We start from the raw sequence: 15,197 nt of genomic DNA, 5'->3' as shown, positions 1-15,197 counted from the left end.
TTAAGCCGAGTTTTTTTGTGTCAGTTTTTTCTCGCCGATTTTTGGCTCGTCGCCAGACAAAAGCCGACGAATATTTTGATGATGCTTAAATACGATTAAGCAGCACAGCATAGCAACAGGTAACGTGTATTGCGGTTTAAACATCCAAGTATAAAACGGAGTGACCAAAACCGTGACGAGAGCCGCTAAGGATGAATAGCGGAATAGCGCGGCTACTGACAGCCAAGTTAACATTACCAATCCTGTTAAGTCCAAACCAATCGGAGCGATAGCGCCAAGCGCGGTTGCGACACCTTTTCCGCCTTTAAAGTGGAAAAAGATGGGGTACATGTGGCCAAGACAGGCAGCAATGGCGATGACGCCAAGAATGATAGGGTCGATACCAAGAAAGTATCCGCCCCACACGGGGATAGTGCCTTTGAGCATATCGCACAACAAGACTGAAACAGCGGCTCCTCGTCCGCCAATACGCAATACGTTCGTTGCTCCAGGATTGTTAGATCCCACACTGCGTGGGTCTGGCAGTTTTAAGAGTCGACAGATCAAAACCGCACTGGAAACCGAACCTAATAAATAGGCGGCCATTGTCATTATCAGTGCCAGTGCGTCCATAGAAGTCCTTGATGGATTGGAATTTAATGCTCGGTTCCCGCGTAGTTGCTATCATACCCCGAATTTACATAATGCAGAAATCCTCACTGTGATAGAGCTTGCATTATGTGATTTCTTGTATATAAAGATGCTTTCGCAGTTTATACCTAAGTAACATTGTGATGACCAAAGTAAATGTTACTTAGGTATAGAATACTACGATCAAATTACCCCTCACGGGTATCCGACCTCTGTAATAGAAGGACATAAGATGGCTCTGGATAAAGTTTTTATTGAACAGTTAGAAGTAATCACCACAATTGGCGTGTACGACTGGGAGCAACAAATCAAACAAAAGTTGGTTCTAGATATTGAAATGGCACACGATAATAAACCTGCGGGCAAAAGTGATGATGTGCAAGATGCACTGGATTATTCGCAGGTGAGTGAGGCGGTACTTAACCACATTGAAAATGGTCGTTTCTTACTGGTCGAGCGCGTGGCTGAAGAAGTAGCAGAGCTTATCATGCAGCGTTTCTCTGTGCCTTGGGTGACAATCCGCCTAGCGAAGCCTGGCGCCGTGCCGCAAGCACGTGCTGTTGGTGTGGTGATTGAGCGAGGCCGAGCATGATCACCACTTATATTGGTGTTGGGACGAACGTAGAAAGAGAGCAACATGTGCTTGCTGCGTATCAGGAGCTGCAACGGCTTGGAGAAAATCTCCTCGTATCACCGATATATGAATGCGAACCTATTGGTTTTAGCAGCAAGAATTTCTACAACTTTGTCGTTGCAATGCGTACCGAGTTGTCATTAGAAGAGTTGAGCCATCAACTACGCGAGATTGAATTTAAGTGGGGACGCGAAGAAAACGCGCAAAAGTATCAGGATCGAACACTGGATCTCGATATAGTGTTGTTCGGTGAGCGCGTCTCCAAGAAAAAACCTGAGCTACCTCGCAGTGATATCTACAAATATCCTTTTGTCACAAAGCCGCTGTATGATCTCGAACCGCAATTAGTGATCCCAGGCGATGGACGCACAGTCGCAGACATTTGGCATGCTATGCAGCCAGTCGATTCGCTCAAACCCGTTTCCTTTCATTTTTAATTTGAGTTGTTTACATGAGTTATTTTGAAGCCTTTATTTTGGCTCTGATTCAGGGGCTGACAGAGTTTTTGCCTATCTCAAGCTCTGCCCATTTGATCCTGCCTTCCGCTATTTTAGGATGGGAAGACCAAGGTCTGGCCTTTGATGTTGCTGTTCACGTCGGTACATTAATGGCTGTCGTGATCTATTTTCGTCATGAAGTAATCACTTTGTTTCAAGCGTTATTTGCTTCGATCTTTAAAGGAGATCGCAGTAAAGAAGCTAAATTGGCTTGGATGATCGTGATTGCGACGATTCCAGCTTGTGTGTTCGGCTTATTGATGAAAGACATCATTGAAGTGTATCTACGTAGCGCTTACGTCATCGCGACTACTACGATCGTATTTGGCCTGTTGCTATGGTGGGTAGACAAAAACGCTAAACTCGTTGCCGATGAATACCAAACGGGTTGGAAGAAAGCTGTATTTATCGGTATTGCTCAAGCCTTAGCGATGATTCCTGGAACTTCACGTTCAGGGGCGACCATCACAGCAGCGCTTTACCTTGGCTTTACTCGAGAAGCGGCTGCCCGATTTTCGTTTTTAATGTCGATCCCAATCATTACATTAGCTGGTAGCTACTTAGGCATGAAGTTAGTGACCAGTGGTGAACCTGTCCATGTTGGTTTCTTAATGACTGGCATTATCACATCGTTTATCAGTGCGTACATCTGTATCCACTTCTTCTTGAAGATGATTTCACGAATGGGCATGACACCGTTTGTGATTTACCGTCTCATTTTGGGCGTCGGTTTGTTCGCTTTTCTATTAAGTGCATAATTGATGTTAACGAAAAACGCCCGCGAAATCCGCGGGCGTTTTTGTTTGTTCGTTACTTCTTAAGTGCTGCTTTCACTGCTTCAATACGTCGTTTTTCTTGCTCGTCACGAATCGCAGGGCCTTTAAAGCCCTCTTTGATAATGGCTTGAACGTCAACTGCCGCTGCTGCTTGGTAGGCTTGCCTAAAAATATCCGCCTGTGGATATGGTTGCGTTTCCAGTCCTTTACGACCAGCGTGATCCGCTTGGCAGCAAAGCAAGATATCTTGCAGACGTTCGGACTTACGCCACACATCAAGTTTATTGAGTATTTTAATTATGGTTTGTGGTTTAAGTTCAGCCGCGCGATGAATATTGGAGTGCTGTTCGCACACCATCAAGGCTAAATCACGAAACTCATTTGGTACCCGGACACGTTCGCACAGCTTTTTGATCAGTTTTAATCCTGTATGGCAATGCATTTTGTGGCTTGGCCATTCGCTCTCTGGCGTCACGCCCTTACCCAAGTCATGCACTTGGGCGGCAAACCTGACGGGGAGTGAGTTACTCAATTTTGCGGCTTGCTCTGCCACCATCAAAGTATGGATGCCAGTATCGATTTCTGGATGCCACTTCTCAGGTTGAGGTACGCCAAATAGTGCATCAATTTCAGGTAACACCACGGTTAATGCACCACAGTCTCGTAGAACCGATAAGAAAATATCAGGGCGAGGAGTAGAGAGAGATTTATGCCATTCTTGCCAAACACGCTCGGGAGTCAGTGTGCTCAGCTCTCCGGACTCTGCCATGTGACGCATTAACCGCATGGTTTCGTCGGCAACCGTAAAGTTTAGATCAGCAAGCTTCGCTGCGAAGCGAGCGACACGTAAAACGCGTAGAGGGTCTTCAATAAAGGCGTCTGATACATGGCGTAGCAGTTTATCGTTGAGATCTTGCTGGCCACCATATGGGTCATGGATCGTGCCATCACTCTCCATTGCCATCGCGTTAATGGTTAAATCACGACGTATCAAATCTTCTTCTAAGGTGACGTTTTGATCGAAGAAACATTCAAAACCAGTGTAACCAGAACCTGACTTTCTCTCTGTTCGTGCAAGGGCATATTCTTCTTTACTTTTGGGATGCAGAAATACAGGAAAGTCTTTACCAACGGCGGTGTATCCTTGGGACAGCATCATCTCGGGCGTCGCGCCTACGACCACCCAGTCGTTGTCATAACTATCAATTCCGAGCAATTTATCTCGAACTGCGCCACCTACTAAATAAACTTGCACGAATTACCTCTTAATTTATGGATATGCCGTTGGACATTGTAGCAAGCAATGGTACTTTTCTTTACTCCTAAGAATAGAAGAAGAGCGTTTATACCATGTCTGACTATTCCCAGGTGGTTTTTTAGCTGGAGAGCCTAATGTATAAGGACTTTTTTGGGTTTGTCGAACAACCATTTTCGATTGTTCCAAACTCACGTTATTTGTATTTAAGCCAACGTCACAAAGAGGCAATCACACATCTCCAAGCTGGGCTAGGCGATGGCGGTGGCTTTGCTATGCTTACTGGCGAAGTAGGTACAGGCAAAACGACCGTCGCAAAAGCGATGCTGGCGAATTTGGGTGATAACACCAAAGCGGGTCTTATTCTCAATCCCACGTTTTCGAGTAGAGACTTGCTCGAAGCCATTTGCGATGAGTTCAAAATCACCTATCCGCCAGATGCAAACCTCAAACAGCTAAACCAGGTTATCCATCAATATTTGCTGCGTAATTATCGTTCAGGCTGGCAGACATTGCTGGTCATTGATGAGGCTCAACACCTTGCCGCCGACGTTCTAGAGCAGTTGCGCTTGTTGACCAACTTGGAAACCGATACCAGAAAATTGCTCAAAGTGTTGTTGGTCGGGCAGCCTGAATTGCAGCGGTTATTACAAACAACACAACTACGCCAACTTGCCCAGCGTATTACCGGGCGTTATCACCTGTTGCCGTTGGATGAAAAAGAGACAGAAGATTACATCGCATTTCGACTACATACAGCAGGTGGCGACCAGCAACTGTTTAATCGTGCTTCTTGTAAACTTATAGCCAAATACAGTCACGGTATACCGCGGCTCATCAACCTTATCTGTGACAAATCCCTCAACATTAGTTATCACCAGGGTAATGTGGTGGTGGATAAGCAAACCGTTCAGCAGGCCTGTGAAGAGGTGATGCAGTTTCAGGCAGATATTTATCAGCAAGATAAAAAAGAGCGCCGGACTTTCCGTTGGCCTGCTTGGGGCTCTGTCACGGTAGGCCTTATTGCTGCATTAAGTACGGGGTGGGCGGTCGTGAATTATATGCCAGCTCAAGCGACGTCAGTGTTGACACAAGTGACGGAGCCAAGAGTAGAGCCAACACCAACCGTCGTCAGCCAACAGTTAACGGATGAGCAGCGTGCTTTATTGTTAACACAAAAACAGTCGAACCTCGCTGTAAATGATTTGTATCGTTTGTGGGGGTATCAAGCATCGGTTCGCGATAACCTTTGTTTGTCAGAACCGCAGTCGACTATGCGTTGTGAGCGTAAAATGGCGACTTGGCCGCTGTTGATGCAACAAAATCGCCCTGTGATCTTGGAGTTGAATTATCAAGGTGATGTTGGGTATGTCATTCTATATGCCGTCGGTAATGACCAAGCTGAAGTGCTCAATGGTAAGCAGCGTCTCCGTCTGCCAATTTCATGGTTAAAGCCGTTGTGGCAGGGCAATATTATCGAACTGTGGCATGCTCCGCTGAATGAAACATTACGTTTAGACATGGAAGGCCCTGCGATTGAAGTATTAGACCGATTATTAGCAGAAGCGGTGAGTGAGCCACTGCTTGAAACGTCTATTTTTGATGGTGCGATGAAAGAGCGAGTCGAGTTATTTCAACGCTGGCAAGGAATTGGTGTCGATGGTATTGCAGGTAAGCGAACGCTAGACCGACTTCAGCAAAATGTTCAGCCAGATGCGCCTCAACTGGCGAGAATAGAGAAGGAGGACGCATAATGTCAGCTGTGAAACATATAGGTCTGTTCTTGCTGCCAATCACTGCTTCTGCTATTGGAGTCGCTTGGTACTTAGATCTCTTTGCACCGAGTGTTGAAGTAGATACAACGTCCCCGATAGAAAAGGTCGAAGTGGTATCACCTTTCAAAGTATTAGACTATCCAGAGAACACCCAGTTGGCCCAATTGCCAAGAGAGTGGCCAAGTGCAGAGCTATCGCGTGATTTTGGTACATTTACCACCCCCGATGAATACACGAGCCATACACCAAGCAGAGATGAAACACGCAACTCAGCATCAACCCAAACGACTTCTCCTGCTGAAGAGGACCTCGGGTTGTCTTTGGATGATCTGGATTTATCCTCATTATCTCCTGATTTAGCTAGGAAGGTCGAAAATGCCTTATCCCGAGATGATGACAACTCTTCATCACAAACGGCACGCGTGAACGATTTAGAGCGCAACGCTCACCAGTGGCAAGGGCGTCTACCTGCGCTTAATTTGCAAACCCATATGTACGCTAGTGATGAAAATCGCCGTTGGGTGAAAATTAACAATGTTGAGTATCATCAAGGGGATGTCGTTGATGATCAGGTCACTCTAAGAGAAATACAACCGCAAGCTGTGATTGTTGAGTTCCAAGGTGAGCAAATTCGTATACCAGCGTTGTATGAGTGGAAAGGCTAACTCTTGTAGAAACACATCAAGCCAGCGAAATCATATCGCTGGCTTTTTATTTTTCAGAGCATCTTTTGCATCTATTCTGGTGATGATTTTTAGATACTCAAACAAGCAAAATATAGCTTTTCTCAGTCGTTTAAATAGCACCAATATCATTCATCTATTGATAGCGCGATTCCAGTCAGCGTTGTGTAAAAAGACACCATCTTCACGAACTTCGGAGTAATGACTTGGTCCACGTTAGACCCCATCACATAATAGGAGTCTAAACAGAGACACATGCGTATTCTGATTTTTTCTTTAAGTATTGTTGCATCGACAAGCTATGCAGCAAAGCCAGACCCATTCCCAGTTACACCAGATAGTCGCGGGCAAGATTTCATGGTCAGTGCGACGAATCCTTACGTGAGCAGTACCGGTTACTCAATATTGAAAGAAGGCGGTAACGCTGTTGATGCTATGGTCGCGATGCAGATGGTGATGTCTGTCGTTGAGCCAGATATGACCGGAATTGGCGGCGGGACTTTCGCGCTGTTTTATCAACATGACGAGAAAAAATTTCTGGCCCTTGATGGTCGAGATGAAGCGCCCTCTAGCGCGAACCCTGAAATGTTTGTTGAGAATGGGGAAGTACTCAGTCGCAACGAAATATTAGGCCCTCGTTCTGTTGCGGTTCCGGGCACGTTGCGGTTGCTTTACACCACTCATGAACAATACGGCAAGTTGCCATGGGCAGAGCTGATTAAGCCGGCGATTACATTGGCGAGCAATGGGTACGCGATGAACAGCTACACCTACGACATCGTAGTAAGAGAGCAAAGCCGACTTGAGCAAGATCCGGAAGTGAAAGCCTTGTATTGGCAAGGGGACGATATTAAGCCGACGGGAACCTTGATGAAGAACCCTAAGATGGCTGAGACGCTGAGGAAGATCGCGCAACAAGGCGATAGTTACCTTTATGGTGGTGAGCTTGGTCAGCACATCGTAGAGACGGTTAATAGTCGTATTGACGACCAACACGAGAAGTTGTCTTTAGAAGATTTTAAACATTACCAAGTGAAGCAGCGTGACATCATTGAGAGCGACTACCGTGGGAATAAAATCGTCTCTTTTGGTTACCCAGCTTCGGGCGGTGTGATGGTCGCTCAGAGTCTTGAACTGCTTGCACCCTATGACATTGCCCATATGGCGAAAACGGATGTGGAACCTTGGCGTCTCATGACTGAAGCGATGCGAATTGCAAAAGCCGATCGTATTGCGTATGCCGGAGATCCGGATTATGTGGAAGCGCCAGTTGAACAGTTGTTGTCTAAAGCCTATCTAGATCAGAGACGTGATTTAATCCCCGATAATGGCACTTTAAAAGAGGATCCAAAAGCAGGACAGATAACGCAAACTCAGTATGCGCAATATCAAGGCTTCGAGAGCAAAGATACAGGGCATATTTCTATCGTCGATAGAGATGGAAATGCAATAGCAATGACTAGTACGGTAGGAACGGGTATGGGCTCGGGTGTGATGGTCGATGGCGTTATCTTGAACGCGCAGATGGCTAACTTCTCACCTCTGCCAACGGTTAACGGCAAACCTACGCAAAACTCAATTGAAGCGGGCAAGCGTCCACGTTCGGCTATTACGCCATTAATGGTGATGGACAGTGATGATAATTTGCGTTTGGTGGTTGGGTCACCAGGTAGTTCACAAATCCCGGGGTATGTACTCAAAACCGTGGTTGGGGTGCTGGATTGGAACTTATCAGCGCAAGAGGCTATTGACTTACCAAACATCCAGTATGGCACTAAGATAGACCGCACCAAGTCTTATGACCCGACTGGTTTGCTGGTGGAAAAGAAAACGTTCGCAGAAATGTTGGTGCCTGAGTTTATGGAGCTTGGCTACCCAGTGCACGTTATTCCAGTGGTAAGCGGTTTGAATGCAATTGAGCTAAAAGATGGCAAGCTTTATGGCGCAACGGATCGTCGTCGAGCCTCTAGTTCAATGGGGGAGTAGTACTCACTTCTATCAAACGAAGCAAACTAAAAAGCCAGTCAATATCGACTGGCTTTTGCGTTCTTTTTAAAGATAAAAGCGTAAGGGTTTATGCCCAACCCGCAGGAGAGCGCTTTCTACGAGGCATGACATGCGGAAGAATCAAACCAAATAGTAAACCTAAACCTGCGACACCGCCGCCATAAGTGAAGTACTTAAGCAGCATGTCATCTTTTTGTGTATCCAGTTTTGCGCGTAGCTCGCGGTTTTCTGTTTCAACAGAAGTAAGCTGATCGCTGATCTCAGAGTATTTATTTTCTAGATCTGAAATTTGTTGGTTACGTGTTTCGAGAGAGGTAACAAGACCTGCTTTCTCTGCATCAGAAGTTTGACGAGCATTAGCAAGCTGCTCTTTTACTTCGGCTAGCTCTTTCTCAATGCGAGGAAGGCGAATTGCCATGCTCTCTTGGTTTGTCACAAACTTGCTTTGTACCCAACCAGTGCGACCACGGTCATCACGAACTTGCGTGTAGCCAGTATCTCGGTTGGTTTTAATCAGTTGTACTTTAGAACCGGCGTTAACACTACCAATAATACGGTAGGTGTTATTTGGACCTGAGTGCATAAAAGTGAAGAGGTCATCAGAAATATAACGGTCTGCTGCTAGGGCCGCTGGCGCTGCTAGCAAAGTAAACAAAACCGTGATGATTAGTTTTTTCACAGTAAATCCCTTAACGATTTTTCTTGGAGACAGCGTTGGCACCGAATGATTGGAGCCGGAAATAGACGAATAGTATGCAGTTTCAAACTTCGGTGCAACAAAGAAGGGAGGCAAAGCCTCCCTTTCTGTGCGTTTGAGTCAATAATGACAAAGCGCTTACATTCTATTGACGAGTGTCTTAAGCGAACATCGCTTGAAGTCCGTAGAAGAATACTACGGCCAATAACGCACCCGCTGGTAGTGTAACGATCCATGATGCCACGATGTTACGAACTACGCCTAGGTTCAGTGCTGCGATACCACGAGCAAAGCCAACACCGAGAACCGCACCAACCAATGTTTGAGTGGTTGAAATTGGCAGGCCTGTACCAGACGCTAGAACTACCGTACATGCTGTTGCTAGCTGTGCTGCAAAACCGCGGCTAGGCGTTAGCTCAGTGATGCCTGTACCAACGGTTGCCATTACTTTGTGACCTAGTGTTGCAAGACCGACCACGATACCAATACCACCAAGAGGTAGAATCCACCAAGCGATGGTGCTTTTCGTGCTGATTTCGCCCATGTGTTCAACAGTCGATACGACAGCAGACAGTGGACCAATGGCGTTTGCAACGTCGTTTGAACCGTGTGCAAATGCCATCGCACAAGCGGTGATAACCATCAGAACGCTGAAGATACCTTCCACGCCAGAAAAGCTGCGGTCTTCTTCGCGATTAGCGAATTTTTTCTGGATGTATACGTAGCCGCCAATCATCACAAGTGCTGAAACTGCTGCTGCCCACATCCAGGCTTCACCATTGGTCAGGTGAAGACCAACGTGTTTTAGACCTTTTTTGATGGTTACAAGTGCAATCACCATTGTTGTGATGAACATGTAAACAGGTACAAAACGTTTCGCGTTAAACAGAGGGTTCTCAGTATCAAAAATCAGGCGCTGTGCGCTGACAAAGATAACGTAAGCAAAGAAACCTGAAATCACTGGCGTAATAATCCAGCTACCAACAATGCCTTGAACGCTGCCCCAGTCAACCGCTTCAGTACCTACTGATACGCATGCAAAACCAATGATTGCACCGATGATTGAGTGAGTCGTTGATACTGGCCAGCCCATGTAAGAAGCAAGAAGCAGCCATGTACCTGCTGCTAAAAGCGCAGACATCATGCCGTAGACAAGAACATCTGGTTGACTAGCAAATAAAGAAGTTTCGATTACACCTTTACGGATAGTGTCGGTTACTTCACCGCCTGCAAGGTAAGCACCTGCAAATTCGAAGATCATCGCAATGATGATAGCTTGTTTTACAGTTAGCGCTTTTGAACCTACAGATGTACCCATCGCATTAGCAACGTCGTTCGCGCCAATACCAATCGCCATCATGAAACCAAAAATCGCTGCAACAATAATCAGGACAGTGCCGTAGTTCGCAAGGATATCCATCGTAATACCTAGTTGTTTTATAACAAGCGGAACAAAATTTTACGCGCGCCAAACCATAAGACGATGAAAATAGTCATCGTCCCTATGACACGTGTTAATTATGCTCTTCGTTATGTCGTTAACTTTATGTTTTAAGATCGAGATAGCATGACTTCCAAACGAGCACCTACGCGCTGCGCTTGGTCGGCAATACCACCTACCCATTCAAGAATCTTGTATAGGAACATGACATCGATAGGGTTCATGTCAGCTTCAATCACCATCAACTGTTGGCGAAGTTCAATCTGCATGGCATCGGTATCATCTTCGATAACGTCTAATTGATGAATCATTTCAGCGACGAGCGTCACTTCACGGCCTTTGAAGCCGGTTTCTAGCAATTCATCAAGTTCATTGATTACCTTTTGCGCCTGATCGGCAGCATCAAGACAACGTTGAACGTAAGCGAGGAAGTTTGGTTGGAGAGCCTCAGGGATGACAAGTTGACGACCATATACACGGCCAGCAATGTCTTTTGCCAGGTTTGCAAGTTTGTCCTGTTGAGTCAAAAGCTCAAGCATGTCAGTACGGTCGACTGGCATGAACAAACCGCGAGGCAGTTTTAGACGGATTTCACGTTTCAGCACATCCGCTTCTTTCTCTAGGTGAGAAATTTGTGCACGGATTTCTGCTGCTTTTTCCCAATCACCCTTTGAAGATACTTCAAAGAATTTCACCAAGTGTGAACAACATTCGTTGACACACACAACGTGGCGTTGCAAAGGCTTAATTGGGGACTTTGCAAATAACCCCATAATTGTATTTACTGGCATGGTCATTCAACCTAATAACTATAACCTTAAAAAAACATACACCATTTCTGAGTGCTTGGCGAAATGTTGAACGATGGCTATAAAGGCGCGCATGGTAACGCATTAAATCGCTCATTAAAACTGTTTTAGATCATCATTCCGGCGATATTTCTCTCTTGCCGTGTGAGAAATTACGCAATATCCTGTTTCTATCTGCTTTGAAAGGTATAGCTATGGAAACCGAAATAGAACTGAAGTTTTTTGTTTCTCCTGAATTTTCAGAAACTTTAAAAGAAAAAATTTCTGAGACAAAAGTACTTCAGCATAGTTGTCGTGACTTGGGTAACACCTATTTTGATACTGCCGATAAATGGCTTCGAAAGCACGACATTGGTTTAAGAATTCGCCGTTTTGATGATGTATTCGTCCAAACCGTAAAGACAGCAGGACGCGTCGTCGCAGGCTTACATCAAAGACCAGAATACAATGCTGAGCACACTAGCGACGAGCCTAATCTGTCGCTTCATCCTCTAGATATTTGGCCTCCAGGTAAAGATGCAGAAACGCTGCAATCCGAGCTTATGCCATTATTCTCGACCAACTTCACACGTGAACAATGGCTGATTGGCATGCCCGATGGCAGTCAGATTGAAGTTGCCTTTGACCAAGGCTTAGTTGTAGCCAAAGGTGAAGACGAAGAAGAGAAGCAAGAGCCGATTTGCGAAGTTGAACTGGAACTTAAGTCTGGCCAAACCGAAGCTTTATTCACGCTGGCACGCAGCTTTTGCGAGCAAGGCGGTATGCGCTTGGGTAACTTGAGCAAAGCGGCGAAAGGTTATCGACTTGCAAGCGGTTATGCGGGTGATGAAGTAAAATCATTGGCACTTGTGGACAGTAGTCCGACGGATACCGTTGAATTTTGCTTGATCAACTCTTTAGAGCACGCTTTGTCTCATTGGCATTATCACGAGCAAATTTATGCTGAGCGTGACAGCGTGGAAGCACTGCGTGAAATCAATAATGCCATTCGTTTCATTCGTCAAACATTGACTATTTTTGGCGGGATTGTCCCTCGTCGCGCGAGCGCGATTCTGCGCCAAGAGCTTAAATGGTTGGAAGAAGAACTGAGTTGGTTGGATGAGCATGCACACCTTGAAGAGCTTTTAGATGACAAAGGCAATGTGCTGCGCAAGTTGGATGCACGTAAGTTCTTAGTATCTGAGTTGACTCAGCAGTTACAAGAGTTGCCAAGCCGTGAAGAAGTGCTAGGGTTGCTCAATTCCGCTCGTTACACAGGGTTACTGCTGGATCTAAGCCGCTGGATCTTAGCGCGCGGTTGGCAGCCATTTCTTGATGAAAAAGCACGTGAAAAAATGGCAAGTAATATCATGCCGTTTTCAGTTACTCAGCTCGATCGCACTTGGGCTGAGCTAATGGAAGCTTTCCCAGCAGAGCGCGATTTGACGGCGCAAGAGTACGTTGATCAGCGTTATCGCTTATTGCGTAACCTCTATACTGGTATTGGTTTCGCGAGTTTGTATAACTCGGATGAGCGTAACAGCTTCCGTTTACCATGGGCGGATCTGGTGCATGGTATCGATGATCTGCTAATGCTGAACCATTTGCTCCCGTTGGTTGATATGCTGGAAGACGCAGAAAAAGAGCAGTTAGAACGCTGGTTGCACCGTCAAGAGCGCTCAATTTTGCATGCAATGGATCAAACCCGAGCGATCAGTGTGGAAGTACAGCCTTATTGGCGTGAATGATCGTTCTGGTGGTAACGACAAAAAAATAGGACCGCATGGTCCTATTTTTTTGTCTCTGTTTTACGTTGTTGTAGCTCTTTTTCCATGAAATCGAGTCGTTCTAGTATTTGCGCTTGTTGGGTTAGGAGCTGCTCGAGCATACGTTCTTTATTGATTGAACTGTGCGTCTGTTGTTTCGTTGGGGCAGTAAGGATAGAGGTGATAAGACCCGAGATCATACCAAAGATACCCACCCCGCAAACAATGATGATGACAGCCAAAAACTTTCCTATGGAGGTCACTGGATAATGATCGCCGTAACCAACCGTTGAGATTGTTACAAATACCCACCACAAAGCATCGGCGCCAGTACGAATATTCGCTTCTGGGTTTTTCGCTTCGATAAACAGCATTGCACTAGAACCGAGTGTTATGAGGATAACCATCAATAGCAGTATAGAGGCGACCGTGGTTTCGCGGCGGTTTTCTTTGAGCTGATGCAAAATGAACTTTGACGAACGCAGTACTAATACCACTCGCATAATATGAAAAATACGAGCAAAGCGCAGGGGCTCTATCAATGGGATGCTCGCCACGAAATCTATCCAATGACGTTTAAGGAATAACCAGCGATCTGTGGACCGGATCAAATCAATGGTGAGCTGTAGTAGAAAAATACTACAGATTATGAAATCCAGACCGATAAGAACTTGACGGGTTTCGTGATCGATCGGGAAAAACAACAAGCCAGAGATCACAAATAGTGCCATAAAAGACAATATTAGTGACAACAGGCCCATCGGTCGTGTGCTGTCTTTGATATCATTGTTTTTCATACGAAGCTCAAAATAAATCGCGTAACCACGCAAAGCGCGAACATAACTATAAGTAATATAAAGATTATAGATAAAGACTATATAAGACTCGGTGGAGAACTGACAATGGAAAAGCTGGCATTTAAGCCATGGGAAAGGGTCATATCCGACATTCGACTGGTGCCTAAAATGGTCATGTTGATGGTCTTCAGTACTGTCCTGATCGTGGCAAAACAACTGTGGGACGCAAACACTTTTTACGACTCACTTTTAGCGGCGACACAAAACGCGCAAGTTGCCCAACAGCATTATGAAGCATACTTAACGCAAGTTGCTTGGCAAACCGCCTTATTGATAGTGGTTTTTGTCGTGCTCTTATTAGCGGCGGCTAGAGTGATGTTGCGTCAAACACAGTATCTGAGCGACGCGATCAAACTGATGGCGAGCAAGAACCTCTCTGTTCCATTTGGTATGGATTGTAAAGATGAATACGGAGATGTGGCACGTGAATTAGAAAAGACACGTCGACAATTGCACGATGTGATTCAAATGCAAATTAATGCGTCTGATGAATTATCAACGCTCACCGAAGTCATGACACTGAGCATGTCGGAAACGAAGGAATCGGCGCAAGAAGAGTTTAACGAAATTGATCAACTTGCTACGGCGATGAGTGAAATGTCGTCGACGGTCCAAACGGTTGCGGAACATGCCCAGACGGCATCTTCTCTAACAGAGCAAGCTTCCGCACAAGCAATTTCTGGTCAGCAGTTCTTGCAAAGTACAATGGCGAAAATGAGTGAACTTTCGTCGGATATCGCTTCATCGGCACAAGCGGTTAACCAAGTTGAAGAACGTGTTGAAGCCATTGGTAGCGTTGTGGGGACGATTCAAGGCATTTCTGAACAAACCAACCTGCTTGCACTGAATGCGGCGATTGAAGCGGCGCGAGCTGGCGAGGCTGGGCGGGGTTTTGCTGTGGTTGCAGATGAAGTTCGTAACCTTGCCCAACGCACACAACAAGCGACGGTAGAAATTCAAGAGATGATCGCACAGCTGCAAACCAGTGCTGAATCTGCGGTAGAACTCATGGAAAAAAGCGTTGTAGAAGCGGCAGATGGAAACGAGCTGGTTTCTAATGCTGGATCTGAGCTCGATGGTATTGTTGGGCAAGTGACGCAAATCAATGACATGAACTTCCAGATCGCGACGGCGTCTGGTCAGCAAAGCAGTGTTGCAGAAGAGATGAGCCAAAACCTCACCAATGTACGTGAGTTGGTTGAAGCCTCAGTTGTTGTTGTTACCGAGCTGCTAGAAACCTCTGAAATGATGCAAAATAATGCAGGTGAGCTAGACAAGAAGATCAAATCTTTCCAAGTTTAATATTCGATCCCGAACTTTTGATAAAACGCCCACAAACCTTTTGTGGGCGTTTTTATTTGCTTTCAGTCTGGTATAAAGAATGAGTTACC

14 protein-coding genes are annotated in these 15,197 nt (G+C 45.7%); 8 read left to right on the top strand and 6 right to left on the bottom strand.

Annotation, left to right across the window (positions count from 1 at the left end; translation table 11 throughout):
* Positions 1-612, bottom strand: a complete 612-nt coding sequence (plsY, locus tag R7F67_RS00735; protein WP_005379857.1) for a glycerol-3-phosphate 1-O-acyltransferase PlsY — start codon at positions 610-612, stop codon at positions 1-3.
* Between the two features lie 250 nt (positions 613-862).
* Here plsY and folB point away from each other — a divergent pair, with 250 nt between their 5' ends.
* Genes folB through R7F67_RS00720 form a run of 3 tightly spaced genes read left to right on the top strand, consistent with a single transcriptional unit; the run spans position 863 to position 2,519 of the window.
* Complete coding sequence (gene folB, locus R7F67_RS00730; protein WP_053350198.1) at positions 863-1,222, top strand: bifunctional dihydroneopterin aldolase/7,8-dihydroneopterin epimerase; 360 nt, start codon at positions 863-865, stop codon at positions 1,220-1,222.
* Positions 1,219-1,701: a 2-amino-4-hydroxy-6-hydroxymethyldihydropteridine diphosphokinase gene (folK, locus tag R7F67_RS00725; protein WP_005387457.1), complete on the top strand. Its 483-nt coding sequence runs from the start codon at positions 1,219-1,221 to the stop codon at positions 1,699-1,701. The genes folB and folK overlap by 4 nt, the downstream gene beginning before the upstream one ends.
* A 14-nt stretch (positions 1,702-1,715) precedes the next feature.
* On the top strand, positions 1,716-2,519 hold the full coding sequence (locus R7F67_RS00720; RefSeq protein ID WP_017820255.1) for an undecaprenyl-diphosphate phosphatase: 804 nt from the start codon (positions 1,716-1,718) through the stop codon (positions 2,517-2,519).
* Between the two features lie 52 nt (positions 2,520-2,571).
* Here the strand turns inward: R7F67_RS00720 and R7F67_RS00715 are convergent, their stop codons facing one another.
* Positions 2,572-3,792, bottom strand: coding sequence for a multifunctional CCA addition/repair protein (locus R7F67_RS00715; protein WP_005379907.1), 1,221 nt, complete (start codon positions 3,790-3,792; stop codon positions 2,572-2,574).
* A 137-nt stretch (positions 3,793-3,929) separates the two neighbouring features.
* Between R7F67_RS00715 and R7F67_RS00710 the strand changes: the two genes are divergently transcribed.
* The 3 genes from R7F67_RS00710 (at position 3,930) to ggt (ending at position 8,236) form a co-directional block, all read left to right on the top strand.
* Positions 3,930-5,546, top strand: coding sequence for an ExeA family protein (locus tag R7F67_RS00710; RefSeq protein ID WP_017820254.1), 1,617 nt, complete (start codon positions 3,930-3,932; stop codon positions 5,544-5,546).
* Positions 5,546-6,232 (top strand): general secretion pathway protein GspB, encoded by a 687-nt coding sequence (locus R7F67_RS00705; RefSeq protein ID WP_017820253.1) that lies wholly within the window; start codon positions 5,546-5,548, stop codon positions 6,230-6,232. Before R7F67_RS00710 ends, R7F67_RS00705 begins: the two co-directional genes overlap by 1 nt.
* Before the next feature lie 273 nt (positions 6,233-6,505).
* Positions 6,506-8,236, top strand: coding sequence for a gamma-glutamyltransferase (ggt, locus tag R7F67_RS00700; protein ID WP_225466381.1), 1,731 nt, complete (start codon positions 6,506-6,508; stop codon positions 8,234-8,236).
* 88 nt (positions 8,237-8,324) lie between these two features.
* Here ggt and R7F67_RS00695 read toward each other — a convergent pair whose 3' ends face one another.
* The 3 genes from R7F67_RS00695 to R7F67_RS00685 form a co-directional block, all read right to left on the bottom strand.
* Positions 8,325-8,936: a TIGR04211 family SH3 domain-containing protein gene (locus R7F67_RS00695; protein WP_005379900.1), complete on the bottom strand. Its 612-nt coding sequence runs from the start codon at positions 8,934-8,936 to the stop codon at positions 8,325-8,327.
* Between the two features lie 178 nt (positions 8,937-9,114).
* The gene (locus R7F67_RS00690) at positions 9,115-10,374 is read right to left on the bottom strand and encodes an inorganic phosphate transporter (protein WP_005379898.1); all 1,260 of its coding nucleotides are present in this window, start codon (positions 10,372-10,374) and stop codon (positions 9,115-9,117) included.
* A 131-nt stretch (positions 10,375-10,505) separates the two neighbouring features.
* Positions 10,506-11,186, bottom strand: a complete 681-nt coding sequence (locus R7F67_RS00685) for a TIGR00153 family protein (RefSeq protein ID WP_005379896.1) — start codon at positions 11,184-11,186, stop codon at positions 10,506-10,508.
* A gap of 212 nt (positions 11,187-11,398) precedes the next feature.
* On the opposite strand from R7F67_RS00685, the gene R7F67_RS00680 reads away from it, so the two are divergent.
* Positions 11,399-12,931 carry an inorganic triphosphatase gene (locus tag R7F67_RS00680; RefSeq protein WP_104975843.1) on the top strand — a complete coding sequence of 511 codons (1,533 nt, stop codon included), beginning with the start codon at positions 11,399-11,401 and terminating at the stop codon, positions 12,929-12,931.
* 41 nt (positions 12,932-12,972) lie between these two features.
* Here R7F67_RS00680 and R7F67_RS00675 read toward each other — a convergent pair whose 3' ends face one another.
* Positions 12,973-13,746, bottom strand: a complete 774-nt coding sequence (locus tag R7F67_RS00675; RefSeq protein WP_025768395.1) for a potassium channel family protein — start codon at positions 13,744-13,746, stop codon at positions 12,973-12,975.
* A gap of 105 nt (positions 13,747-13,851) precedes the next feature.
* Here R7F67_RS00675 and R7F67_RS00670 point away from each other — a divergent pair, with 105 nt between their 5' ends.
* A complete protein-coding gene (locus tag R7F67_RS00670) occupies positions 13,852-15,108 on the top strand; it encodes a methyl-accepting chemotaxis protein (protein ID WP_005379890.1) in 1,257 nt (418 codons plus the stop codon).
* Positions 15,109-15,197: the final 89 nt, after the last annotated feature.

This window comes from Vibrio sp. YT-17 (genome assembly GCF_033337375.1).
Classification (GTDB): Bacteria; Pseudomonadota; Gammaproteobacteria; order Enterobacterales; family Vibrionaceae; genus Vibrio; species Vibrio alginolyticus.
Note: the sequence above shows the minus strand (reverse complement) of the source record. Positions and strands in the feature narration are given on the sequence as shown.